The sequence below is a fragment of the Streptomyces muensis genome (assembly GCF_021474425.1).
GTDB lineage: Bacteria > Actinomycetota > Actinomycetes > Streptomycetales > Streptomycetaceae > Streptomyces > Streptomyces muensis.
In genome coordinates, this window is record NZ_JAKEIP010000131.1 from 1 (window position 1) to 23,921 (window position 23,921).

Below are 23,921 nucleotides of genomic sequence, written 5' to 3' on the forward strand. Positions count from 1 at the left end.
GGGGCGGACGGTGCCTTCGAAACGGCTGGGGAAGGGGTACTTGCGGTCCAGGAAGGTGCGGATGGCGGCGTGGGCGGCAGCTCTGGTCTCGGGGGCCGTGTCCACGTCGTTGAGGCAGAAGAAGTCGACGTCCTCGCCGGCCGCGAGTCGGGCCAGGCGCCGGTGCATGTCCGGGGTGCCCAGCTGGACGTAACGGAAGCGGTAGTCGGCGGGAACGGCCCGGCCGGTGGCGATGGCCCAGTGGTGGTGGAGCGTGGAGGTCGGGGCGACGTCGGAGGTGGCACGGAAGCGGGAGTAGGCGGTCCGCTCCAGCTCCGGCACGCCGAGGCTCTCCATCTCCCGCATGACGGACAGGAGTTGGGGGTGCGGGGTGTGCAGGGACTTGTGGGTGGCCTGTCTGCCGTGGAAGCGCGTGATCACCTCGCGGGCGTTCTTGCCGGCCGAGTTCGGGGCCGGTTCGAGCGGGTGCGGGGCGCCGACTCCGAGCTTCAGCGGGGACAGCGGGATACGGGCGATGCCGTTGCCGTGGAAGAAGTGCTCGGCGTGCACCGGGCGGTTGATGAAGACGTCGTCGTTGAAGTACAGGTAGTGCTCGGACAGGCCCGGGATGTGGTGCAGGCGGCTCTCTATGGCGTGCGAGTTGAAGACGGGGAGCGCGTCGGCCGGGAGGATGTCCCGGTGGTCGATCACCGTCAGGCCCTCGGCGTCGGGGTCCAGCCAGTCGGGGAGCTGGGAGTCGGTCACCAGGTAGACGTGCCGGACGAAACCGGCGTACATCTCCAACGACCGTAGCGCGTACCTCAGTTCGTCGTGGCTGGTGTAGCGGGAGGCGCCGGTCTCGCGGGCGGCGATGACGTTGCCGGAGAGCTCCTGGTACGCCCGGCGTTTCACGGCCATCGCCGGGTCGTCGCCGTCGACCCAGGTGTACACGGCGTCGACGGGGAAGCGGACCTCGTCGATGCCCGGCTCGGCGAACGGGGCGAAGGTGGGGACACCGCGGTGGCGGCCCGCCAGGGTGACCGGTTGCCGTGCCGTGGCCGGGAGCACCTCGGAGACGGGGTTGCGGCGCGGGGCGACGAGCGCCTGGGCGAAGACGTCGGGCAGCCGGCTGCCGGGCACGGTGAGCCAGGACGGGTCGGCGCCGGTGCCCAGATCGCGGCCGTAGCGCCAGAACTCGATGTCGCAGCCGGTGTCGAGCCCGGTGAGCACCTGCCCCGCGGGGCCGAGGCGCACCACTCCGGTGCGCAGCACCGCGGCCCGCCGCAGCGCCCGCGGCAGCTTGCCGTCGGCCCACAGGACGGCGTTCGTCACGTCACCGTCGCGGCCGACGGCGGCGACGTATCCGGCGGTGCCGGCGAGGCGCCGGCCGGCCCGGGACAGGAGGGTGTCGCGGTACGCCTCCTCGACGCCGACGATCCGCCGCGGCGCACCGGAGCCGTGCTCGTCGGGCACCAGGAAGTACGGCACACCGAGCGCCTCCAGCAGGGCGCACACGCGTTCAAGGTCGGCCTCGACGGCGTCCACCGCGGTGTAACCGGCGACCGTACGGCCGTACAGCCTCGTCGGTCCGAAGGTGATCCGGCGCAGTCCGGGGACGGCGGCCCGAAGGCGTCGCCGGGACCGGGTCGCGCGCAGCGCCCAGAGCCTGGCCGACAGCCCGAGCCTGAGGCGCACCAGAAGGTCACGGGCCGCTCTCGTGCCCATGAGATCCGCGAAGCGGTGACGGATGTCCATGCCCCCCCGGCCCCCGTCAGTCCCGCTTCTCGGAGTCGTCGGAGTTCTCGGACTTCTCGGGTTTCCCGGACTTCTCGAAGGGGCTCGCGAAGGGGAAGTAGTCCTCCAGGAACTCGTTCATCCGGACACCGACCCGCTCCCGTTCCTCGGGCTGCACATCGACGTCGTTGAGGCAGAAGAAGTCGAAGCGACGGCTCTGGCGCAGATCGGCCAGGCGTGCCTCGGCGTCCGGGCGGCTGATGTTGACGTACCGGAAGCTGTACTTCCCGGGCACTCCGCGGCCGGTCATCAGCGCGTACTGGTAGAGCAGCGGGGCCGTCATGGCGACGTCCTGCGGGGAGCGGAAGCGGGACGCCGTGGTGCGGGCGACGTCCTCGGGGAAGAGGTCCTCCAGGGCGCGCAGGGTCTCGGCGTGCTGGGGCAGCGGGGTGTGCATGAAGTTGTTCGTGGTCATCCGGCCGAACTTCTCCAGCAGCAGCCGGCGGACGTTCTTGCTCGCGGAGTTGGTGGCCGTCTCCTCGGCGTGCGGTTTGCCGACGCCTATCTTGAGCGGGGAGACGGGGATCTTCATCAGGCCGCTGCCGTGGAAGAAGTGCTCGGCGGTGACCCGGCGGCCGACGAACACGTCGTCGTTGAAGTACAGGTATTGCTCGGACAGGCCCGGGATGTGGTGCAGCCGGGTCTCGATCGCGTGCGAGTTGAACACCGGCAGGACGTCCGGCGGGAAGATGTCGCGGTGGTCGACGACCGTGATCCCCTCGGCGCGGTCGTCGAGCCAGTGCGGCTTCTGGCCGTCGGTCACGATGTAGATGTGCCGGACGAAGTCGGCGTACATCGCGAGCGAGCGCAGCGAGTACTTCAGCTCGTCGTGGCTGGTGTAGCGGGAGGCATTGGTCTCCTTGTCGAGGATCTCGGCGATCCCCCGCTCCTGGTACCGGGCCCGCTTGGCCCGCATCGCCGGCTCCTCGCCGTCCACCCAGGTGTAGACGACGTCGACGGGGAAGGTCACGTCGTTCACGGTGGGCAGGGTGAGCGGGGCGAACGTCGGCAGCTCGCGCTCGCCGACGCGCACCGTGGCCGGGGTCTGCTCGGGGACCGGCAGGACGTCGGTGACGCCGTTGTTCCGGGGTGCGACGAGTGACTCGGCGAAGATGTCCTCGGAGGCCTGCGGCTGCACCTTGGCCAGGCGCCGGAGTCCGTCCTCGGAGGCGAGGAGCTGTGCCCCGTCCTCCCAGAACTCCACGTCGCAGGCGAGTTCCGGGCCGGCGAGCAGCTGACCCGCGGGGCCGAGGTGGTTCTCGCCGACGCGCAGGACGGGGGCCTTGCGCAGCCGGGCGGGCAGGACGCCGTCCAGAAACAGCGCCGGGTGCTTGAGCTTTCCGCCGGGGACCGGTCTGCCGATGAACACGGCCTGGCCCGCGTACCGCGTCTCCAGAGCGGTGAGGAGGCGGTCCCGGTCGACGGCGTTCACGCCGACCGTGTGGCGGGTGCGCGAGGCCGGAACCAGGAAGTACGGGATGCCTTCGGCCTCCAGCGCGGCGACGACGAGGCCCAGATTGGCGGCGGCCGCCTCGGCGGCGCTGAACCGCGTCACGACCCGGCCGTAGAGCTGCTGGCCCCGTACCGCCACCGGGCGCAGCACCGGGTCGGTGCCGGCGGCTCTGCGGCGACGGCGCAGGGTACGCAGCTCCCACACCTTCTCGGAGGCCTTCTGCTCCACACGCGGACGCATCCGCCGGGCAAAGGAACGCACGGTCACGTTCTGAGCTCCTCTTCACACACCCCAACACATCTCTGCGTTAGCCAGACAGACGCGTGCGATGGAAGGTTGTAGAAGAGTTCTCCGAGATTTAACGAACGAAGGGCCTGTCTTCGTACGTCACCTTCAGTTCGGCGTGGTATTGGATCGCGATCATGCGTGCTCGGCGACGGGTCAGACAGGTCAGCAGGCGACGGGTCAGACAGGTCAGCAGTAGGGCGCCTGGTTCGTCAGTGAGGCGGCCACCCGCATCCACACGCCGAACTGCCGGTAGAGCCCGGGCAGGGCGCCACGGGCCTGGACGGTCCGGGTATCGGTCGCGGTCACTCCCGGAATGCCCAGCAGGGTGGAGGCCACCGAGGCCGACTGCCAGCGGACGGTGAGAGTGGACGCCTCCGAAGGCGCCGCGACTGGCGTCCGCCGTACGGCGAGGGCACCGGCGACCGCCTCCTCGATCGCCGTACGCGCCTCGTCGGCCGGACGCAGATCCGCCGCGAACCGGTCCTTCGCGTACTTCACGGCCACCGTGGTGACGGAGGCGTCCCACTTCGCCATCTCCGCGCAGGCCCGGTCGTCACCGGTGAGAACGGCCACCGGCACCCCGATCGCCGCCGCGGTGGCATGCGCCAGGCCGATCTCGCCCACGGGCTGGCCGTCCAGCCAGATGTCCTCGATCTCGTGCCCCATGAAGCTGTGGCTCAGCACCCCGAGTTCGCCGGCCCGGGAGTGATAGCCGACACACAGCACCGCGTCGTGCCCGGCGTCGAGACCTTCGAGCATGCCCATGTGCTTCGGCTTCCCCCGGATGAGCCGGGCCGCCCGGTGCAGCGCCTCCGGAAGGATGTTGCGCATGGGTCCGTGAGCATCGTTGACGGTGACGTCCGTGGCCCCGGCCGCGACAGCACCACGAACGGCGGCGTTGACGTCCTCCGCCATCATCAGCCGCCCCCGCTCGTAGTCCCGCCCGCCGGGCTGGACGTCGTCGGCGTCGACGAGCCCTGTGACGCCCTCCATGTCCGCGCTGATGTAGATCCGCACTGTCCGCTCCTCAAAGCTTGATCGCCCGGGAGACGATCACCGACGCGGTTCCGGTTCCCTCAAGGGCCGATGCCCGGCGCCCACCGGGCCACACCCGCGTACGACGTCGGCAAGGGGACGTGCCCCCAGGGGGCCGCCCGCCGCGGCCGACGTCAAGACACAGCCCTCCCGAGGGCGAACCACACCCGATGGGGCACGAGTACGTCGGCGTCGTCGAGGAAGTCGGCAGCGAGGTCTCCAACGTCAAGCCGGGCCAGTTCGTGGTCGGTTCCTTCGCGACCTCCGACAACACCTGCGCCAACTGTCAGAAGGGCTGGCAGTCCTCCTGCCTGAACCGCGAGTTCATGGGCACCTGCCAGGCCGAGTACGTACGCATCCCCAACGCCCACGGCACCCTCGTGGCCACCGACACACACCCCTCCGACGAGCTGGTTCCCGGCCTGCTGGCCGTGTCCGACGAAGGCATCGCCTGCATCAAGGACCTCACGAACGGCATCGGCGCCGACTCGGTCCTGGAGTGCGTCGGCACCGCCCAGTCCATGAGCCAGGCCCTGCACTCCGCCCGCCCCGGCGGCAACGTCGGCTTCGTAGGCGTCTCGCACGAGGTGGCCGTCGACGGCCAGGAGCTGTTCTACTCCCACGTCGGCCTGCGCGGCGGCCCCGCTCCCGTACGCCGCTACCTGCCCGACCTCATCGACCGCGTGCTGTCCGGCCACATCGCCCCGGGCAGGGTCTTCGACCTCACCCTGCCGCTGGAGCGGGCCGCCGAGGGCTACAAGGCGATGGACGAACGCCGCGCCATCAAGACATCGAGCACGCCGAGGAACTCCAGATGGCCCCCTCCCGCGGCGACGGAACGCCGCGCACGGCCGCCACGGCGGGAGTTACGTGGATCCGATGGTGTCCTCGCGTGACACGACCCTGAGGCTCGTACCGCGCGACTGAGCGTCGTACCGGTCATCCGGCGGAGCGGGTCAGGAGCCCTTCCCGGCAGGTTCGAGGATCGCCACGCACTCCACATGATGCGTCATCGGAAACAGATCAAACGCCCGCAACATCCGCACCCGATACCCCCCATCCCGGAAATACCCCAGATCCCGAGCCAACGCCGCCGGATCACAGGCCACATAGGCGATCCGCCGCGCCCCCAGCGACGCGAGATGCGCGACCGTGTCCCGGCCGGCCCCCGCCCTCGGCGGGTCCAGGACGATCAGGTCCACGTCGGTGATCCCCGTGCGCGGCAGCACCGTCTCGACCCTGCCCTGCTCGATGCGGACCCGGTCGAAGTCGGCGAGGTTGTGCCGGGCGTCCTCCACCGCGCGCTTGCCGGACTCGATGCCGAGGACCGCGCCCTTGTCGCCGAGGCGGTCGGCGAGGGCGCCGGCGAAGAGGCCCACGCCGCAGTACAGGTCGAGGGCCATCTCGCCCTTGCGGGGCAGCAGGCCCTGCATGACGGCGGTCACCAGGGTGTCCGCGGCCTTCGGGTGGACCTGCCAGAAGCCGCCGCTGCCGACGCGGTGCGTACGGCCGTCGGCGCGTTCGCGCACGAAGGGGCGGCCGTGGACGCGGTGCGTGCCGCCGTCCTTCTCGCCGACCCGCATCACCGACACGGGGCGGTCCAGCTCGACGATCGGCAGGCGGGCACCCGGCCGGGGCGTGAGGATCACCTGGCGGTCCTGCGAACCCGTCGCCGCAATCGCCTCGACCGACGCCATGCCCGTCCAGTCCCGCTTCTCGATGCCAAGCTCGCTGACCCCTTCGGCGGCGATCATGCAGTGGTCGATCGGCTCGACCTCGTGCGAGCGGTGCCGGCGCAGTCCGGCGTGGCCGTCGGCGTCGACGGCGTACTGCACGCGCGTGCGCCACTGCGGTACCTGTCCGGCGGGCAGCTTGTCGCCCTCGGCCGGCATCACCGTGCCGTCCCAGCCGACGTCCTCCGGCGTCAGTCCCGCGAGCCGCTGCAACTGCTCGGCGATGACCTCGCCCTTGAGCCGGCGCTGCGCCCCGGGCTTCGCGTGCTGCCAGTCGCAGCCGCCGCAGCGGCCGGGTCCTGCGAAGGGACAGGGTGCCTCGATGCGGTCCTTGGAGGCGGTGAGGACCTCGACCGCGTCCGCGCGCAGGAATCGGTCGCCCTCCTCGCCCTCGGTCACCCGGGCCACGACCCGCTCACCGGGCAGCGTGTGGCGGACGAACAGCACCTGGCCTGCGTCGGTGCGGGCGATGCAGTGCCCGCCGTGGGCGACGGGGCCGATCTCGACCTCGTACTCCTCCCCCACCAGCGACTTCTTCGGTTCTGCCTGCATGGCGGGGTGACTCCAGATACGAGAGGGGGACGGGCCGGACAACAGCCCACCAGTCTACTTGGGCTCCGACGGCTCCTTCGCCCGCTCCTGCGCCGGCCCCCGCCGCACCGCTCCCGGCGCGTTCCAGTCCTGCCGCTTGCGCGCCCTGGCCTTGGCCACCTCGGACGACTGCAGCTGGTAGGGCACGGACGTCACCATGATGCCCGGGGTGAACAGCAGCCGGCCCTTCAGCCGCAGCGCGCTCTGGTTGTGCAGCAGATGCTCGTACCAGTGACCGACCACGTACTCGGGGATGATCACCGACACCGCGTCGCGCGGGGACTCCTTGCGCAGCCCCTTCACGTACTCGATGATCGGCCGCGTGATCTCGCGGTACGGCGAGTCGAGCACCTTCAGCGGTACGTCGATCCCGCGCCGCTCCCACTCCTCGCGCAGCGCCTTGGTCTCGGCCGGGTCGACGTTGACGCTGAGCGCCTCCAGGGTGTCCGAGCGCAGCAGCTTGGCGTAGGCCAGGGCGCGCAGGGCGGGGCGGTGGATCTTGGAGACCAGGACGACCGAGTGCACGCGGGACGGCCGTACGCTGTCGTCGCTCGGGCCCTCGGGGGCGGCGAGTTCCTCGGAGACGTGGTCGTAGTGGCGGCGGATCGCCGTCATCGTGCCGTAGAAGATCACCATGCCGAGCAGGGCCACCCAGGCGCCGTGCGTGAACTTGGTGACGAGCACGACGATCAGGACCAGGCCGGTGAAGAAGGCGCCGAAGGTGTTGATCGCGCGGGAGCGGATCATGTGGCGGCGCTTGGCCTGGTCCCGCTCCGTGGCCAGGAGGCGGTTCCAGTGGCGGACCATGCCGGTCTGGCTGAGCGTGAAGGACACGAACACGCCGACGATGTAGAGCTGGATCAGGCGGGTGGAGTCGGCGCCGTAGATCCAGACCAGGAGCATGGCGGCGCCGGCCAGCAGCACGATGCCGTTGGAGAAGGCGAGCCGGTCGCCGCGGGTGTGCAGCTGGCGCGGCAGATAGCGGTCCTGGGCGAGGATCGAGCCGAGCACCGGGAAGCCGTTGTACGCGGTGTTGGCCGCGAGGAACAGCACCAGGGCGGTGGCCGCTGCGAGCACGATGAAGAAGAAGCTGCCCTTGCCGAAGACGGCCTCGGCGACCTGTGTGATCACCGGGTTCTGGACATAGCCGGAGCCGACCGCGACACCGTCCTTGATCAGGTCGACGGCCGGGTTCTCGGCCATCCGCACCTTGGTCACCATGGCGAGCGCGATGATGCCGCAGAACATGGTGACGGCCAGCAGACCCATCATCGCCAGCGTGGTCGCGGCGTTCTTCGACTTGGGCTTGCGGAAGGCCGGGACGCCGTTGGAGATCGCCTCGACGCCGGTGAGCGCGGCACAGCCGGAGGAGAAGGCGCGCAGCAGCAGGAAGACCATCGCGAAGCCCGCGAGTCCCTCGTGCTCGGCCTTGATCTCGTACGACGCCGTGGGTGCCCGCATGGTGTCGTCGAGGACGAGTCCGCGGAACGCGCCCCACGCGATCATGATGAAGACACCGGCGACGAAGACGTACGTCGGGATCGCGAAGAGGCTGCCGGACTCCCGGACGCCGCGCAGGTTCATCACCGTGAGCAGCAGGATCACCGCGACCGCGCACTCGACCTTGTGCTCGACCACGAACGGGATCGCGGAGCCCAGGTTCTCGATGCCGGAGGAGATGGAGACGGCGACGGTCAGGACGTAGTCGACGAGCAGGGCGCTCGCGACCGTGAGGCCCGCCTTGGGGCCGAGGTTGGTGGTCGCCACCTCGTAGTCGCCGCCGCCGCTGGGGTAGGCGTGCACGTTCTGCCGGTAGGAGGCGACCACGGTGAACATCAGCACGACGACCGCGACCGCGATCCAGGGGCTGAAGTGGTAGGCCGACACGCCCGCGATGGAGAGGACCAGCAGTACTTCTCCGGGCGCGTATGCCACGGAGGACAGCGGGTCGGAGGCAAAGACGGGCAGTGCGATGCGCTTCGGCAGGAGCGTTTCCGCCAGCCGGTCGCTGCGCAGCGCGCGCCCGATCAGAATCCGTTTGGGCACGTCGGTCAGTTTGGACACAACAGAGAATCGTAGGCCCCTCTCCTGGGCCGGAGCACATCCGGGTGAAATCGCGCGCGGCGCCGGGGTGAATTCCGTGCCCCGCACGCGCCGGGCGCGGGCCCCCGCGGCGCCCCCATGCCTCCATGACCTGCGTACCTGCGGATCCGCCCAGCTGCGTCAGTACGCTCATCACATCCGGGAGACCTCATGTCGCAGACGACCGCTCAGCTCGTCGGGGCCCTCGTCTCGCTCGCCGGACTCGGCCTCCTGGCACTCGCCAGCCTCCGCAGCTTCAACCGCCGCTGAGAGGGCCGTACGGGAGGCCCTACTCGCCGGTCGGTGCGTCCGAGGCGGACGTTACGGTGGACCGAGGCACACGCGAGCCGATCTGAACGGCGGGTCTGTACCGCAGTCCACGATCCGTACCGCGAGGGATCATCCCCGGCATTCCCCGGCATGATGTTGCCCAGCGGTCCGCGACCGGCCCGCGTCTGTTGCCCGGCGAACCGAGAGAAGGATATGAGCACCACGTTCACGCAAGTCAGACGCCTAACGAGGAGTGCGGGGTAAGACCGTGCACATCGTCATCATGGGTTGCGGAAGGGTGGGTTCCGCTCTTGCCCAGACCCTGGAGCAACAGGGACACACGGTCGCCGTGATCGACCAGGACCCCACCGCGTTCCGCAGGCTGGGCCCCGGGTTCGGAGGCCGCCGGGTCACCGGTGTCGGCTTCGACCAGGACACCCTGCGCGAGGCGGGCATCGAGGAGGCCGGCGCCTTCGCCGCCGTCTCCAGCGGGGACAACTCGAACATCATCTCCGCGCGCGTGGCCCGCGAGATGTTCGGCGTGGAGAACGTCGCGGCCCGGATCTACGACCCCCGCCGCGCCGAGGTCTACCAGCGTCTCGGCATCCCCACCGTGGCCACGGTCCGCTGGACGGCCGACCAGATGCTGCGCCGGCTGCTGCCCTCGGGCGCGGAGCCGTTGTGGCGGGATCCCACCGGCGGCGTCCAGCTCGCCGAGGTGCACACGTCCAACGCCTGGGTGGGCCACAAGATCAGCAGGCTCCAGGAGGAGACGGGCGTCCGCGTGGCGTTCCTGACCCGGCTCGGCGAGGCGATCCTGCCCACCTCGCAGACGGTGTTGCAGGAGGGCGACCTGGTGCACGTGATGATGCGTGCCGACGAGGTCGACAAGGTCGAGGCGGCGTTCGCCAAGGGTCCTGAAGAGGAGGGCGGTCACTGATGAGGGTCGCCATTGCCGGTGCCGGTGCGGTGGGCCGCTCGATCGCGGGCGAACTGCTGGAGAACGGCCACGAGGTCCTGCTCATCGACAAGGCGCCGACCGCCATCTCGGTCGAGCGCGTCCCCCAGGCGGAGTGGCTGCTGGCCGACGCGTGTGAGATCACGTCCCTGGACGAGGCGGCCCTTCAGCGCTGCAACGTGGTGATCGCCGCGACGGGCGACGACAAGGTCAACCTGGTCGTCTCGCTCCTGGCGAAGACGGAGTACGGCGTCCCGCGCGTCGTCGCCCGGGTGAACAACCCCAAGAACGAGTGGCTGTTCAACGAGTCCTGGGGCGTGGACGTGGCCGTCTCCACTCCGCGTCTGATGTCGGCCCTGGTGGAGGAGGCGGTGAGCGTCGGCGACCTGGTCCGCCTGCTCCGCTTCAGCCACGGCGACGCCAACCTCGTGGAACTGACCCTCCCCGAGGAGTCGGCCCTGGCCGGCACCCAGGTCGGCGATGTCGAGTGGCCCCAGGACACCTCCCTGGTCACCATCATCCGCGGCACCCGCGTCCTCACCCCGTCCCGCGAGGACTCCCTGGAGGCCGGCGACGAACTCCTCTTCGTGGCCGCCCAGGCCCGAGAGGAACAGCTGGAGGACCTCCTGTCGGTACGCCGAGAGGACCCCGCGAGCTGACGTCCCTCGCCCCCACCGCCCCTTCGACCCCGGATTGTCCTTCGGGTGCGGGCCGGTGGGGGCTGATCGCGCAGTTCCCCGCGCCCCTGAAGGCCTTTCAGCCCGTCCGGCGTTTGAGGACGAGGCCCGGAGGGCCGACAGCGGGGGTCTGGGGGCGCAGCCCCCAGGGATGGGACGGGTAGGGGCGGCGGGGGCGAGAACCCTTCTGGCGCCGTCCGCCTACTCGGCCGACCGAGCGGCAGCCTCCCGCGCCTTCTCCTCGGCCTCCATCTCCGCGAACACGTCGATCGGCGCGGGCGCCTTCGCCAGGAACACCCACGTCAGCCACACAGCCAGCAGGAACGGCGGAATCTTCAACGCCACGAGCACCCAGCCCAGCTGCGTCGTGTCCGCCCACCAGTACAGCGGAAAGAGAATCGCGCACTTGGCGAGCAGAATCGCACCCCAGGCGTAACTGGCCTTCGCGTAAGCCTTCTTACGGCCGGGATTGCGCGTACGCCAGGACAGGTTCTCCTTGAACACCGGCCCGAGGATCAGCCCGATCAACGGCACACCGCACAAGGTCGTGATGATGTACGCGAGCCCCAGCCCCAGCGTGTAGAGCATGCCGGGCAGATAGAAGTCCTTCGCGTTGCCCGTCATCATCGCGAACACGACACCGAAGGCGACGCCGAAGACACCGCTGAACGCGTGCTTGACGGTGTCCCGCATCACCAGCCGGACGACCACGAGCACCAGGGACACCGCGAGCGCGGCGATGGCCGACAGGTGCAGGTCCTTGTTGATCGTGTAGATGGTGACGAAGAGCAGACCCGGCAGCACCGTCTCGATCATGCCGCGCATGCCGCCGAAGGCCTCGAACAGGGCGGCCTCGGTCACCGCCCGGGCGTCGTGCTCGGCGTTCGCGGTGGTGTCGGTGGTGTCTTCAGTCGGCTTGTCGAGCGACGTCACCGGCTACTCCCGTCCGAGGGGTCTCAGTTCGTATTTCGGGTTGAACAGCACGCGGCGGCCCCGGCTCATGGAGATCCGGCCCGATGCGATCAGCCGGCGCCCCGGCTCTATCCCGACTATGGAGCGCCTGCCCAGCCACACCACGTCCAGCGCGGCGGAGCCGTCGAAGAGCTCGGCCTCCAGGGCCGGAACGCCCGCGCGTGGCCGCAGGGTGACCGTGCGCAAGGTACCAGTAACCGTCACTATCTGTCGGTCACGGCAGTCACCGATCTTGGTACAGCCGGCGGTCTCGGCGTCCTCACGCAGCTCCTCGGACTCCAGGTCCTCCTGCGACGAGGAGAGCCGGTCGAGCATGCGCCGGAACCGGCCCACCGACTTTTCGGAACGAGGAACAGCACTCATGTCTTGAAGACTACCGGGCATCACTTCTCGAACCGATAGCCCATCCCAGGCTCGGTCACGAAGTGCCGGGGATGCGACGGGTCGGCCTCCAGCTTCCTGCGCAGCTGGGCCATGTAGACCCGCAGGTAGTTGGTCTCCGTCCCGTACGACGGCCCCCACACCTCCTGCAGCAGCTGCCGCTGGCTGACCAGACGTCCCGTGTTACGGACGAGCACCTCCAGCAGGTGCCATTCCGTGGGGGTCAGCCGTACGTCCTTCCCGTCCCGGTTGACCTTCTTGGCGGCCAGGTCGACCGTGAACCCCTCGGTCTCCACCATCACGTCGTCCTCGCCGCCCCCGGTGGGCTCGGCGCGGCGTACGGCGGCCCGCAGCCGGGCGAGCAGTTCGTCCATGCCGAAGGGCTTGGTGACGTAGTCGTCGGCGCCCGCGTCCAGCGCCTCGACCTTCTCGTCGGAGGAGTGCCGGGCGGACAGCACCAGGATCGGCACCCGGGTCCAGCCGCGCAGGCCGCGGATCACCTCGACGCCGTCCATGTCGGGCAGTCCGAGGTCGAGGACGACCACGTCGGGGTGACGGGTGGCGGCGAGTTCGAGGGCGGTGGCCCCGTCGTGGGCCGCGTCGACCTCGTACTTGCGGGCCTTGAGGTTGATCACGAGGGCGCGCACGATCTGCGGCTCGTCGTCGATCACCAGAACCCTCGTGGGGGTCTGGGGGGTCCCCCCGGTCGGGCTCATCATGTGGTCTGCCTTTCTGCTTCCACGGGGTGCTCCACTGGCACGCCCCCCTCCTGGACAAGCTCCGCGCGCGATCCCGCCGCCCGCACGGTGAGCACCATGGTCAGGCCGCCGCCGGGCGTGTCCTCGGCGTTCAGCGTGCCGCCCATCGCCTCGGCGAACCCGCGGGCGACCGCGAGTCCGAGACCGACTCCCGCGCCGCGCGGGGCGTCCCCGTAGCGCTGGAAGGGCGCGAAGATACGTTCCTTGGCGTCGTCCGGGACGCCCGGCCCGCGGTCGACCACCCGGACCTCGACCCGGTCCGCGATGGCGCTGGCGGCCACCAGGACCCTGCGGTCGTCCGGGCTGTACTTGACGGCGTTCTCGACCAGGTTGGCCACCGACCGCTCCAGCAGCCCGGGGTCGACGGCGACCATGGGCAGCGTCTCGGGGATGTCCAGCTCGGCGCTGCCGTCCGGCACCCCGCCCAGCGCCATCGGCACCACCTCGTCGAGGTCGATCTCCCTGATCAGCGGTGTGACCGTGCCGGTCTGGAGGCGGGACATGTCCAGGAGGTTCCCGACCAGGTGGTCCAGCCGGTCGGCGCCCTCCTCGATGCCCGCCAGCAGTTCGGCCTCGTCCTCGCTCGACCACGCCACGTCGTCGGACCGCAGCGAGGAGACGGCCGCCTTGATGCCGGCGAGCGGCGTGCGGAGGTCATGGCTGACGGCGGCCAGCAGCGCCGTACGGATCCGGTTGCCCTCGGCCAGTTCCTTGGCCTGGTCGGCCTCCTCCTGGAGCCTGCGCCGGTCCAGGACGACCGCGGCCTGGGCGGCGAAGGCGGCGAGCACCCGGCGGTCCTCGGCGGGCAGTACGCGGCCGGTCAGCGCGAGCGCCATGTGGTCGCCGACGGGGACGTCGACGTCCGCGTCCTCCGGCCGCTCCGGTGCCCGTCCCAGGCCCACCTGCCCCGCGGGCGTCCACGGGTCGACGTCGCTCTCGCGCTCCAGCAGGGCCGCCGAGTCCATGCCGAAGGTCTCCCGGACCCGCTCCAGGAGTTCCTCCAGGCCGGTCTCGCCGCGCAGCACGTTGCCCGCGAGGAAGGAAAGGATCTCCGACTCGGCACGCAGCCGGGCCGCCTGGTGGGTGCGGCGGGCGGCGAGGTCGACCACGGAGGCGACCGCGAGCGCCACCAGGACGAAGATCACGAGGGCGAGCAGGTTCTTCGGATCGGCGATCGAGATGCGGTGCAGGGGCGGGGTGAAGTACCAGTTGAGCAGCAGCGAGCCGACCGCCGCCGAGGCGAGTGCGGGGTAGAGCCCGCCGAGCAGCGCCGCGGCCACCGTCAGGGTCAGGAACAGCAGCATGTCGTTGGCGAGGCCGAGGTCGGCGTCGATGTGGGTCAGCAGCAGGGTGAGCAGCGCCGGACCGGCGACGCCGGTGAACCAGCCCCACAGGATCCTGGACCGGCCGAGGCGTGCTCCCCTGGCCACGGGCAGTCCGCGCCCCTTGGCGGCCTCCTCGTGCGTGACGATGTGCACGTCGAGGTCGGGCCCCGAGTCCCGGGCGACGGTCACGCCCACGCCCGGCCCGAAGACGTACTGCCAGCTTCGGCGGCGTGAGGAGCCGAGGACGATCTGGGTGGCGTTCACACCGCGCGCGAAGTCGAGCAGGGCGGCCGGGATGTCGTCGCCGACGACATGGTGGAACGTTCCGCCGAGGTCTTCGACGAGGGTGCGCTGGACGGCGAGCTCCTTGGGCGAAGCGGAGGTCAGTCCGTCGCTGCGGGCGATGTAGACGGCCAGCACCTCACCGCCGGCGCCCTTCTCGGCGAGCCGGGCGGCCCGGCGGATCAGCGTTCTGCCCTCCGGACCGCCGGTCAGTCCGACCACGATCCGCTCCCGCGAACCCCAGATCCTCGACACCCGGTGATCACTGCGGTATTGCTTCAGGTACTCGTCGACCCGGTCGGCCACCCACAGCAGCGCCAGCTCGCGCAGCGCGGTCAGGTTGCCGGGCCGGAAGTAGTTCGACAGGGCCGCGTCGACCTTGTCCGGCTGGTAGATGTTCCCGTGCGCCATCCGCCGCCGCAGCGCCTCGGGCGACATGTCGACCAGCTCTATCTGGTCGGCCCGGCGCACCACCTCGTCCGGTACGGTCTCCTGCTGCCGTACGCCGGTGATCGACTCGACGACGTCGCCGAGGGACTCCAGGTGCTGGATGTTGACGGTCGATATGACATCGATCCCGGCGGCCAGCAGCTCCTCCACGTCCTGCCAGCGCTTGGCGTTGCGGGAGCCGGGGATGTTGGTGTGGGCGAGTTCGTCGACGAGCGCCACCTGGGGACGCCGGGCCAGGACGGCGTCCACGTCCATCTCGGTGAAGGTGCTCCCCCGGTACGTCAGCCGCTTGCGCCGGACCTGTTCGAGCCCGTGCAGCATCACCTCGGTGCGCGGCCGCTCGTGGTGCTCCACGAAGGCGACCACGCAGTCGGTGCCCCGCTCGATGCGCCGGTGCGCCTCGGACAGCATCGCGTACGTCTTGCCGACGCCCGGTGCCGCACCGAGGTAGATCCGAAGCTTGCCGCGTCCCATGGTCCTCATTGTGTTCCGGCCACCGCTGCCTACGCAGCGTCGACCTTACGGCCAATAATCGCGACAAATGGGGCCGGGTGCGGTGGCGGGAGCGTCTTTGACGCAACTCTGACGCCCCCGCCGGGACGTCACGGGCTCGGTGGCGGCGGGCCTCAGCCGGGGTTGTCGCCGTGGGTGAGGGTCTCCCAGGCCACGAAGAGGTTGTTGCTGCCGGCCGGGCGGTTGCGCTCGTTCAGTGTCTCGGTGTTGGTCATGGCATGGCCGAGACGGTTGGCCAGGGCGTTGTGCCCGACCTCGGTGACCGGCCCGAGCCCGCGCTTCAGCGAGCCGCCGCACAGCCAGCCGGGTACGGCCTCACCGAGTTCGTACTTGGCCTGGAACCCGAGCGCGTGCCGCAGCCGCTCGCCGACGTCGGTGCCGTAGAGGTCCTGCCCCTGGATCCGGCTGGTCTCGGCGACGTGCGAGATGGCCGAGATGCCGTACCCGGTGTGCGTGAGGTCGCGGCAGGTCTCCTGGGTGAGGCCGGTGACGAAGGTGCCCTGCCCCTGCCAGTACTTGACGATCTTCTCGCGGGTGTTGAGGTTCTGGCTGGGCACGGTCTTCGGCAGGGCGCCGTCGGAGGACAGATAGACGTAGGCGGCGGTACGGGTGCGGAACTTCGCCATGGCCTTGTCGTACGACGCCTTGTCCTCCAGGAAGACGGAGATGCCGACGGCCGCCTCCATCATCGACAGCTCCCAGTTCCCGTTGGAGTTCGAGCCGTTGATGATCTCGGGCAGATAGACCGAGCGGAGCATGGTCGCGAACCGGCCGGAGTTCGCCCAGTTCCCGGTGTACGTGTACTTGATGATCTCGGCGGCCTTGGGCCAGGAGGAGCCGGCCCAGCCGGTCTGGAGGGGCGCGTTGCTGTTGGTGTGGTCCCTGATCACCGCGGACCAGGCGTCCATCAGCTCGATGGCCTTGCGCGCGTGCCGCTCGTCGCGGGTGACGTACCAGGCGAGGGCCTGCGTGTAGGCGGCTATCGCGTCCTCGCGCTCGTCGGTGCAGCCGTGGTTGGGGTTCGAGTACGAGCCGCACTCGACGACCGCGCGGGGCCTGGGGGTGCGGTTCAGATCGGCGTACTTGCTCGCCGTCATCCGGTCGAAGGCGCCCTTCCAGGGCTGGGCGCCGGCGTTGACCTTGGAGCGGGTGAAGTCCAACTGCCCCTTGGAGACGGTGACTCCGGGGTGGACGAAGGCGGCGGGAGCGGCGCCCGCGCCGGTGGGCCAGGCGAGGACACCGGCGACGAGGGCGGCCGCGGCCGCGAAGAGTGCGGTTCTGCGCATGCGTGGGGGGCCTTCCGTTCTCGTATGTGAACGTGAAGCGCCTTTATGAACAGACGCGTTGGCCGGAGACGGTAGGTACAGACCAATGCGCCGTCAAGAGTTCACGCACGAGAAAGGGCCGCATCCCGTGGGGGATACGGCCCTGCTGTTTCTACGTTGTTCAGCGAACCTCGGGGTTGCTCAGCGAACCTCGGTGATCTCCGGTCCGCGCTGGAGCTGGCCCATGCCGCCGGAGAAGCGCGAACCGGCCTCCTCCTGCTGGACGCCCTCGGGGACCATCTGGGCGTCGTTGGGCAGCTTCAGGACGATCGGGTCACGGGGGGCCATCGGGCCTTCGCCGCGGACCACGACGGTGTCCCGGAAGATCTGCTCCAGCAGCCCGGCCGCCTGCGGCTGCACCGCGCCCTGACCCGAGATCACACCGCGCAGGAACCAGCGCGGACCGTCCACCCCGACGAACCGCACGACCTGGAAACCACCCGTGCCGTCCGGCAGCTGAACCGGGACCTGGGCCCGCAGCTCCCAGCCCAGGGGGCCCTCGACCTCGTCGATGATGCCACCCTGCTGGGTGATGCCCGAGCCGATCTCCTCGCGCACCTCGCTCCAGATGCCCTCGCGCTTGGGCGCGGCGAAGGCCTGCAGCTGGATGGCGCTGTCGCGCAGCACGACGGTCGCCGCGACGATCGCGTCGCCCGCGACCTCCACACGCAGCTCCATGCCGTCGACGCCCGGCACCAGCAGGCCGCCCAGGTCGACCCGGCCCTCGCCGGGCTCACGGACCTCGGAGCTGTCCCAGGGCCCGTCGGGCCGCGGCTCCGGTTCGAGCCTCACGCGCTCGCGCTCACCGTCGTCGTCCGCCTCAGTGTCGACACCGTCGACGACCTGCTCGGGCTCGCCGGCCGCGTCCTCGGCGGCACCCTTCTTCTTGCGACGTCCGAACACGTCACTGTCCTTCCCGGTCGGATACGACCGAAGCGTATCGATTCCCACCCGTTGCGCCGCCATCGGCGGCCTCATCGCTTGTATCGCTTGTGGCGCTTGCAGTGCCCACCGCGGCGTGGCCGCCGGTGGACCCGAAGCCCCCCTCGGCCCGTGCCGAATCGGGAAGCTCCGCGACCTCCTGGAAGCGGACCCTCTCGACCTGCTGGACGACCAGTTGGGCAATCCGGTCGAAGCGCTCGAACCGCACGGTCTCATGCGGGTCGAGATTCACCACGATCACCTTGATCTCCCCACGGTACCCGGCATCAACCGTCCCCGGGGCATTCACGAGGGCGACACCTAGGCGGGCGGCGAGACCGGACCGGGGATGCACGAACGCCGCGTACCCCTCCGGGAGGGCGACAGACACCCCCGTGGGCAGTACGGCCCGCTCCCCCGGCTTCAGTTCGCTTCCCTCGGTGGTGCGCAGATCGGCTCCCGCGTCACCGGGGTGCGCGTACGCCGGCAGCGGTACGTCCGGGTCCACGCGCCGGATCAGCACGTTCAGGGGGTCACGGCTCACGGGTTCACCTCGAAGGCACGGGCACGCCGGACCTGGTCCGGGTCGTTCATGGCGGCCCGGATCTCCTCCGGGCGGCCGTTGTCGATGAAGTGGTCGACCTTCACCTCGATGAAGAGCGCGTCGGCACGGACGGCGACGGGCCCGTCGGGGCCGCCGATCCGGCCGGTGGCGGTGGAGTAGATCTTGCGGCCCGCCACGGCCGTCACCTCGGCCTCCAGGTACAGCACGGTGCCGACCGGAACCGGCCGCACGAAGTCGGTCTCCAGACGTCCGGTCACGGCGATGGTCCGCAGCAGCCAGTTCAGCGAGCCGAGGGTCTCGTCGAGAGCCGTGGCGAGCACACCGCCGTGCGCCAGTCCGGGCGCGCCCTGATGCGCGGGCTGCACGGTGAACTCGGCCGTGATGCTGACGCCGTCCCCGGCCCGCGCCTCCAGATGCAGCCCGTGGGCCTGCTCGCCGCCGCAGCCGAAACACTCGCCGTAGTGCGCGCCGAGAAGCTCACCGGGTGCGGGAGCATCGGGGTGACGGGCCGGTTTCACGGCGTCGGCCGGCGGCTTGAGAGCTGCTGAAGTACCACTCACAGCCGCAGACCTTACCCGCGCGTCGGCAACATTCGGACACCATGCCAAGCTTGGCTGCATGCAGCTCTCCGCAGCCCCGTACGACGAACGTCTCACCGCCCCCCGCTCCTGGTGGCTGATCTCGTTCCTGGTCGGGGTCTCCCTGGCCCTGATCCTTCTGCCGTTCGGCACGCTGCCCATGCTCGGCGGCCTGGTCGGCGGCACCGCGGCGGCGGCCGTCATGGCCAGCTCGTACGGCTCGCTGCGCATCCGTGTGGTGGGCGGTTCACTGATCGCCGGCGAGGCGAAGATCCCGGTGCGGGCCCTGGGCGAGGCGCATGTCCTGGACGCCGAGGAGGCCCGCGCCTGGCGCACGCACAAGGCCGACACCCGGGCCTTCCTACTGCTGCGCGCCTACATCCCCACGGCCCTGCGCGTCGAGGTCACCGACCCGGAGGACCCGACCCCGTACCTCTACCTGTCGACCCGTGAGCCGGAGCGGCTGGCGGAGGCGATCGAGGCGGCGAAGGCCTCGGCCTAGCACACCCGAGCGGGTCTTCACCGGCCCTGATCGCCGGGCGTCCCGCTTCCCAGGTCCCGCACGACGGCGCCCATCTCCAGCGGCCGCTCCGGGCGTTCCAGGGGCGGCAGTTGAGGCAGCTCGTCCCAGGGCACCCGGACCTTGCGCAGGTCCGCACGCACGCGTGCCGCGAGCTTCTTGGTGTCCCGACGGTTCATGACCGCGCCCACGGCGGCGCCCACCATGAAGGGCATCAGGTTCGGCAGGTTGCGGACGGTGCGCTTCATGATCTGCTGACGCAGTTCACGCTTCATCTGCCCCCCGAGAGCGGCGTTCATCGTCGCCGGCTTCATCGGGTCGATGCCGCGCTCATCGGACCACGAGGTCAGATACGCGGTGCTGCGGGCCTTGAGATTTCCGGGCGGGCGTACGCCGTACACCTCGTGCAGTTCGGCGATCAGCTTCAGCTCGATCGCGGCGACACCGGTGATCTCGGCGGCCAGTTCCGCCGGCATCGCGGGTGGCACGGGCAGCATCGCCGCCGCACCGACTCCCGCACCGACCGTCGAGCTCGCGTTCGCCGCGCCCGCCACGAGCTTGTCGGCGAGCTGCTCCGGCCCGAGTCCGGGGAACTGACGGCGAAGGGTCGCGAGGTCGCGTACGGGGATCCGCGGGGCGTTCTCGATGATCCGGTCCGCCAGGTACCCGAGGCCCGCTCTGGCGCGGCTGCCGCCCTTACGGACGCCTTCCCGGGCCTTCTCCCGGATCGCCGCGGCCCTCCGCCTGGCGACGGGCGCGGGAACCGCCGCGGACGCCGGGAGCGCTGCCCCGGACATCGGTTCGAGCGAGGCTCCCGTACCGGATGAGCCCCGCTCGTCGTCACGCGCGCCGTACGGGCCGTCCGACGGCGGCCCTTCGTCCGCTCCCGCCTTGCGGGAACGGCGCTTCCAAGGAGGGGTCGAGCCAGCCATGCCCGACCCGACCTCAGTCGCAGTCGCGGCAGATCGGCTGACCGTTCTTCTCCCGGGCCAGCTGGCTGCGGTGGTGCACCAGGAAGCAGCTCATGCAGGTGAACTCGTCCTGCTGCTTCGGCAGCACCCGGACGGCCAGCTCCTCATTGGAGAGGTCCGCGCCGGGCAGCTCCAGGCCTTCGGCGGCCTCGAACTCGTCGACGTCCACAGCGGAGGTCGACTTGTCGTTCCGCCTGGCCTTCAGCTCTTCAAGGCTGTCCGAGTCGACGTCGTCGTCGGTCTTGCGTGGGGTGTCGTAATCCGTTGCCATGTCGCTCTCCCCCTCTGGGTGTCTGCGGTGTCTCCAGCGCACGTAACGCGTGAGAGGCCGGACTTGTGCCCGACCCGAGGCGGAGATTTTGCCTCACATCAAGGTCTGTTACTCAATCGACACCCAACCGGACTCCTCAAGAGTGATCGGCTTGGATGGCGAACGGGACCGTACACGGTCCTAATGCCGCAGTTCAAAGGCGTCTCACCGTGTACTTCCCGTGATCAAGACCCTCGAAAACCCGGATTTTCCCGGCTTTCCGACAGGTCCCATGATCACAGAGAGTAGATGGCCGGAAAACCGCCCTTGTGATCGATCACACACGAGGCTGTTCGCCGAGTGCCCAGAAAATTCCGCGCAAAGCGAACATCCCCGAGTACCTGCCGAGTGTCGGCGCACATGATCTCAGATCGGCAACGCGAACCGCATCACGAGACCGCCGCCCTCCCTCGGTTGTGCCGAGATGTGCCCGCCGTGCGCGCGCGCCACCGACCGCACGATGGACAGCCCCAGGCCCACACCCTTGTCACTGCCCGTCCGTTCCGTACGCAGTCGCCGGAACGGCTCAAACAGATTGTCGATCTCGTACGCCGGCACCACCGGCCCGGTGTTGGCGACGATCAGGACCGCCTGGCCGTGCTGGACGTCGGTGGTGACCTCGACCCAGCCGCCCTCCGGGATGTTGTACCGGACGGCGTTCTGCACCAGGTTCAGCGCGATCCGCTCCAGCAGCACGCCGTTGCCCTGGACTACCGCGGGCTTCTGCTCGCCACGGATCAGCACACCCTTGGCCTGCGCCTCCGCGTGCACCTGGTCGACGGCCTGCTCGGCCACCTCCGCGAGGTCCACCGGTTTGCGCTCGACGATCTGGTTGTCGCTGCGGGCGAGCAGCAGCAGGCCCTCGACCAGCTGCTCGCTGCGCTCGTTGGTGGCCAGCAGCGTCTTGCCGAGCTGCTGGAGCTCCACCGGCGCGCCCGGGTCCGACAGATGCACCTCCAGCAGCGTGCGGTTGATCGCGAGCGGGGTGCGCAGCTCGTGCGAGGCGTTGCCGACGAAGCGCTGCTGCGCCGTGAAGGCCCGCTGCAACCGCTCCAGCATCTCGTCGAAGGTGTCGGCGAGCTCCTTGAGCTCGTCGTCCGGACCGTCCAGTTCGATACGCCGGGACAGATCCGAGCCCGCCACCGCACGCGCGGTCCGGGTGATCCGGCCCAGCGGTGCCAGCACCCGGCCGGCCATGGCGTAGCCGAAGGCGAAGGCGATGATGGCGAGGCCGAGGAGGGCCAGCAGGGAGCGGCTGAGGAGGTCGTCCAGCGCATGCCGACGCTGCTCGTTGACGCAGGCGTTCATCGCGTCGTTGAACACCTCGGGGGTGGCGCTCGACGGCAGGTCGCAGACATTGCTGGTGACCTTGCCCTCCGCGATCTTGAAGGGCAGGTCGCTGCCCACGTTCAGCGCCTCGGCCGCCAGCAGGTAGATGATCGACAGCAGCAGGATCCCGGCGATCAGGAACATGCCGCCGTACAGCAGGGTGAGCCGTATCCGGATGGTGGGGCGCAGCCACGGGAAGACGGGCTCGGCCCTCCGGGGGTCCCAGGTGGGCTTCGGGGGCGCCTGGGGAGGCGCGGGTGTAGCTGGCATGGGGCATCAGATCCGGTAGCCGGAACCGGGCACGGTGACGATCACCGGCGGCTCTCCCAGCTTGCGGCGTAGCGTCATCACGGTCACCCGCACCACGTTCGTGAACGGGTCGGTGTTCTCGTCCCAGGCCTTCTCCAGCAGCTGCTCGGCGGAGACGACCGCGCCCTCGCTGCGCATCAGCACCTCCAGGACGGCGAACTCCTTCGGCGCCAGCTGCACCTCCTTGCCGTCGCGGAAGACCTCGCGGCGGTTGGGGTCGAGCTTGATGCCGGCGCGCTCCAGGACGGGCGGCAGCGGCACGCTGGTACGTCGGCCGAGGGCACGCACGCGTGCCGTCAGCTCGCTGAAGGCGAAGGGCTTGGGGAGATAGTCGTCGGCGCCGATCTCCAGCCCCTCGACCCGGTCGCTGACGTCGCCGGAGGCCGTGAGCATCAGTACGCGCGTGGGCATGCCCAGCTCGACGATCTTGCGGCACACGTCGTCGCCGTGCACCAGCGGGAGGTCGCGGTCGAGGACGACCACGTCGTAGTCGTTGACGCCGATGCGCTCCAGGGCGGCCGCACCGTCGTACACGACGTCGACGGCCATGGCCTCCCGGCGCAGTCCGGTGGCCACCGCATCGGCGAGCAGTTGCTCGTCCTCGACGACGAGTACGCGCACGTCGCTTGTCCTTCCTGTGTCCACCCGCGTAGCGCTAGTCATCGCTTCATCGCTCGCGGGCAGGGGGCTTCGTTGGTGTCTCGGCCTCCATCCTGCCCTTTTCGGTCATAAGTCGGCGGTAAGACGGGTGAGCGGCCCATGAAGGACAGGTATGAAGCCCGGGAATGCGAGATTTTCCCTTCCGGTTGAGGTTTCCGTGGAAGAGAGCGGGGGGAGGACGGCTTGTACACCCCGCGATCACGCTCTGCTTGTGCCGCAGCACCAAGCGGTACAAGGCAATCCGCTTTCCGCAGAGCGGGTGTGGGTGTCCGGCACCGTCGCCGCCCGGCCTGGGCAGCGCTGGGCATCCACTGGAGACGTGATCGTCCCTTCCGAACGGCACACCCCCGTGCCACCGACCCACGACCCAGGACGAGGGGGCGCAGCATGGACGCATTCACCGCAGGACTTCTGCAGCGCATAAGGGCGACCGAGTCCGACCTGACGCGGGCTCGCGACGAGGGCGACGACTTCCTCGTCGAGGTGGAGCAGGGCGAGCTCGACGACCTGCGCCGCCTCGCCGCCGAGCACGGTGTGGAAGTCGGCGCGTCGCGCGTCTGACCAGCTAAGCAAGAGAGCGGGCCCCGGTGAATCCAGCACCGGGGCCCGCTCCTTGCGCGGTCACCAAAGGCCCGTAGCCCACGGTGAGAGCCCACCAAGGCCCCCTGTCCCGACCACACCGGCCGCGAGGGAGCCGTAGGGGCGCGCCGGTGTCGAGAGACCGAACGCGCGCAGGCCCGAAGGGTCGAGCACGATCGGTCTCTCGACACCGGCATGTGGCGCCCCGAAGGCGACCGAGCAAAAAATTCGGCACCTCACTGCAGCGGGCCCCGTTACCTCACCGCCTCCCACAAGCCGGCCCTTATCCAGCACCGCCTCACACCCCCAGCTC

General features: G+C 70.0%; 21 protein-coding genes and 1 pseudogene. 5 read left to right on the forward strand and 17 right to left on the reverse strand.

Annotated features, from left to right (window positions below):
- From L0P92_RS26785 to L0P92_RS26795, 3 genes are all read right to left on the reverse strand, one after another.
- Window positions 1-1,734 (reverse strand): stealth family protein (locus L0P92_RS26785; protein ID WP_234765579.1); only part of this gene is annotated, 1,734 nt, incomplete at its 3' end.
- A gap of 16 nt (window positions 1,735-1,750) precedes the next feature.
- Entirely contained in the window at window positions 1,751-3,493 is a 1,743-nt protein-coding gene (locus L0P92_RS26790) for a stealth family protein (RefSeq protein ID WP_234765580.1), read from the reverse strand.
- Window positions 3,494-3,700: 207 nt separating this feature from the next.
- The gene (locus L0P92_RS26795; RefSeq protein ID WP_234765581.1) at window positions 3,701-4,531 is read right to left on the reverse strand and encodes a M55 family metallopeptidase; all 831 of its coding nucleotides are present in this window, start codon (window positions 4,529-4,531) and stop codon (window positions 3,701-3,703) included.
- 167 nt (window positions 4,532-4,698) lie between these two features.
- On the opposite strand from L0P92_RS26795, the pseudogene L0P92_RS26800 reads away from it, so the two are divergent.
- Window positions 4,699-5,352, forward strand: a pseudogene (locus tag L0P92_RS26800) (alcohol dehydrogenase catalytic domain-containing protein); the annotation flags it as partial.
- 153 nt (window positions 5,353-5,505) lie between these two features.
- Here L0P92_RS26800 and L0P92_RS26805 read toward each other — a convergent pair.
- Together L0P92_RS26805 and L0P92_RS26810 are read right to left on the reverse strand one after the other, a co-directional pair.
- Window positions 5,506-6,834 (reverse strand): class I SAM-dependent RNA methyltransferase, encoded by a 1,329-nt coding sequence (locus L0P92_RS26805; protein WP_234765582.1) that lies wholly within the window; start codon window positions 6,832-6,834, stop codon window positions 5,506-5,508.
- 54 nt (window positions 6,835-6,888) lie between these two features.
- Entirely contained in the window at window positions 6,889-8,937 is a 2,049-nt protein-coding gene (locus tag L0P92_RS26810; RefSeq protein ID WP_234765583.1) for an APC family permease, read from the reverse strand.
- Window positions 8,938-9,493: 556 nt separating this feature from the next.
- On the opposite strand from L0P92_RS26810, the gene L0P92_RS26815 reads away from it, so the two are divergent.
- Window positions 9,494-10,165: a potassium channel family protein gene (locus tag L0P92_RS26815; protein ID WP_234765584.1), complete on the forward strand. Its 672-nt coding sequence runs from the start codon at window positions 9,494-9,496 to the stop codon at window positions 10,163-10,165.
- Window positions 10,165-10,842: a potassium channel family protein gene (locus L0P92_RS26820; protein WP_234765585.1), complete on the forward strand. Its 678-nt coding sequence runs from the start codon at window positions 10,165-10,167 to the stop codon at window positions 10,840-10,842. Before L0P92_RS26815 ends, L0P92_RS26820 begins: the two co-directional genes overlap by 1 nt.
- Before the next feature lie 219 nt (window positions 10,843-11,061).
- Here L0P92_RS26820 and L0P92_RS26825 read toward each other — a convergent pair whose 3' ends face one another.
- From L0P92_RS26825 to L0P92_RS26860, 8 genes are all read right to left on the reverse strand, one after another.
- Window positions 11,062-11,793 carry a DUF3159 domain-containing protein gene (locus tag L0P92_RS26825; protein WP_234765586.1) on the reverse strand — a complete coding sequence of 244 codons (732 nt, stop codon included), beginning with the start codon at window positions 11,791-11,793 and terminating at the stop codon, window positions 11,062-11,064.
- A gap of 3 nt (window positions 11,794-11,796) precedes the next feature.
- Window positions 11,797-12,195 carry an OB-fold nucleic acid binding domain-containing protein gene (locus L0P92_RS26830; protein WP_093747537.1) on the reverse strand — a complete coding sequence of 133 codons (399 nt, stop codon included), beginning with the start codon at window positions 12,193-12,195 and terminating at the stop codon, window positions 11,797-11,799.
- Window positions 12,196-12,215: 20 nt separating this feature from the next.
- Window positions 12,216-12,932, reverse strand: a complete 717-nt coding sequence (locus tag L0P92_RS26835; protein ID WP_234765587.1) for a response regulator — start codon at window positions 12,930-12,932, stop codon at window positions 12,216-12,218.
- Complete coding sequence (locus tag L0P92_RS26840; protein WP_234765588.1) at window positions 12,929-15,502, reverse strand: DUF4118 domain-containing protein; 2,574 nt, start codon at window positions 15,500-15,502, stop codon at window positions 12,929-12,931. Before L0P92_RS26840 ends, L0P92_RS26835 begins: the two co-directional genes overlap by 4 nt.
- A 152-nt stretch (window positions 15,503-15,654) precedes the next feature.
- Complete coding sequence (locus L0P92_RS26845; protein ID WP_234765589.1) at window positions 15,655-16,827, reverse strand: alginate lyase family protein; 1,173 nt, start codon at window positions 16,825-16,827, stop codon at window positions 15,655-15,657.
- Window positions 16,828-17,007: 180 nt separating this feature from the next.
- Window positions 17,008-17,769 carry a DUF3710 domain-containing protein gene (locus L0P92_RS26850; protein ID WP_234765590.1) on the reverse strand — a complete coding sequence of 254 codons (762 nt, stop codon included), beginning with the start codon at window positions 17,767-17,769 and terminating at the stop codon, window positions 17,008-17,010.
- A 1-nt stretch (window position 17,770) separates the two neighbouring features.
- Window positions 17,771-18,331 carry a dUTP diphosphatase gene (gene dut, locus L0P92_RS26855; RefSeq protein WP_234765591.1) on the reverse strand — a complete coding sequence of 187 codons (561 nt, stop codon included), beginning with the start codon at window positions 18,329-18,331 and terminating at the stop codon, window positions 17,771-17,773.
- Window positions 18,328-18,912 carry a PaaI family thioesterase gene (locus L0P92_RS26860; protein WP_234765592.1) on the reverse strand — a complete coding sequence of 195 codons (585 nt, stop codon included), beginning with the start codon at window positions 18,910-18,912 and terminating at the stop codon, window positions 18,328-18,330. Before L0P92_RS26860 ends, dut begins: the two co-directional genes overlap by 4 nt.
- Window positions 18,913-18,970: 58 nt before the next feature.
- Between L0P92_RS26860 and L0P92_RS26865 the strand changes: the two genes are divergently transcribed.
- Window positions 18,971-19,432: a DUF3093 domain-containing protein gene (locus L0P92_RS26865; RefSeq protein ID WP_234765593.1), complete on the forward strand. Its 462-nt coding sequence runs from the start codon at window positions 18,971-18,973 to the stop codon at window positions 19,430-19,432.
- A gap of 17 nt (window positions 19,433-19,449) precedes the next feature.
- Here L0P92_RS26865 and L0P92_RS26870 read toward each other — a convergent pair whose 3' ends face one another.
- The 4 genes from L0P92_RS26870 to L0P92_RS26885 all read right to left on the reverse strand — a co-directional run bounded on the left by L0P92_RS26870 (window position 19,450) and on the right by L0P92_RS26885 (window position 22,990).
- Window positions 19,450-20,382: a hypothetical protein gene (locus L0P92_RS26870; protein WP_234765594.1), complete on the reverse strand. Its 933-nt coding sequence runs from the start codon at window positions 20,380-20,382 to the stop codon at window positions 19,450-19,452.
- Window positions 20,383-20,395: 13 nt separating this feature from the next.
- Window positions 20,396-20,692 (reverse strand): DUF4193 domain-containing protein, encoded by a 297-nt coding sequence (locus tag L0P92_RS26875; protein WP_005481602.1) that lies wholly within the window; start codon window positions 20,690-20,692, stop codon window positions 20,396-20,398.
- 405 nt (window positions 20,693-21,097) lie between these two features.
- Window positions 21,098-22,330: a sensor histidine kinase gene (locus L0P92_RS26880; RefSeq protein WP_234765595.1), complete on the reverse strand. Its 1,233-nt coding sequence runs from the start codon at window positions 22,328-22,330 to the stop codon at window positions 21,098-21,100.
- A 6-nt stretch (window positions 22,331-22,336) separates the two neighbouring features.
- Window positions 22,337-22,990, reverse strand: coding sequence for a response regulator transcription factor (locus L0P92_RS26885; RefSeq protein WP_007385219.1), 654 nt, complete (start codon window positions 22,988-22,990; stop codon window positions 22,337-22,339).
- Between the two features lie 426 nt (window positions 22,991-23,416).
- Here L0P92_RS26885 and L0P92_RS26890 point away from each other — a divergent pair, with 426 nt between their 5' ends.
- On the forward strand, window positions 23,417-23,590 hold the full coding sequence (locus L0P92_RS26890) for a hypothetical protein (RefSeq protein ID WP_164904867.1): 174 nt from the start codon (window positions 23,417-23,419) through the stop codon (window positions 23,588-23,590).
- The last annotated feature ends 331 nt before the right edge of the window (window positions 23,591-23,921 follow it).

Excerpts from the sequence above, each read along its gene's own strand:
- L0P92_RS26875 (WP_005481602.1), bottom strand. The coding sequence starts at position 20,692 with ATGGCAACGGATTACGACACCCCACGCAAGACCGACGACGACGTCGAC.
- L0P92_RS26880 (WP_234765595.1), bottom strand. The coding sequence starts at position 22,330 with ATGCCAGCTACACCCGCGCCTCCCCAGGCGCCCCCGAAGCCCACCTGG.
- L0P92_RS26835 (WP_234765587.1), bottom strand. The coding sequence starts at position 12,932 with ATGATGAGCCCGACCGGGGGGACCCCCCAGACCCCCACGAGGGTTCTG.
- L0P92_RS26805 (WP_234765582.1), bottom strand. The coding sequence starts at position 6,834 with ATGCAGGCAGAACCGAAGAAGTCGCTGGTGGGGGAGGAGTACGAGGTC.
- L0P92_RS26840 (WP_234765588.1), bottom strand. The coding sequence starts at position 15,502 with ATGGGACGCGGCAAGCTTCGGATCTACCTCGGTGCGGCACCGGGCGTC.
- L0P92_RS26865 (WP_234765593.1), top strand. The coding sequence starts at position 18,971 with ATGCAGCTCTCCGCAGCCCCGTACGACGAACGTCTCACCGCCCCCCGC.
- L0P92_RS26890 (WP_164904867.1), top strand. The coding sequence starts at position 23,417 with ATGGACGCATTCACCGCAGGACTTCTGCAGCGCATAAGGGCGACCGAG.
- L0P92_RS26870 (WP_234765594.1), bottom strand. The coding sequence starts at position 20,382 with ATGGCTGGCTCGACCCCTCCTTGGAAGCGCCGTTCCCGCAAGGCGGGA.
- L0P92_RS26830 (WP_093747537.1), bottom strand. The coding sequence starts at position 12,195 with ATGAGTGCTGTTCCTCGTTCCGAAAAGTCGGTGGGCCGGTTCCGGCGC.
- L0P92_RS26845 (WP_234765589.1), bottom strand. The coding sequence starts at position 16,827 with ATGCGCAGAACCGCACTCTTCGCGGCCGCGGCCGCCCTCGTCGCCGGT.
- L0P92_RS26820 (WP_234765585.1), top strand. The coding sequence starts at position 10,165 with ATGAGGGTCGCCATTGCCGGTGCCGGTGCGGTGGGCCGCTCGATCGCG.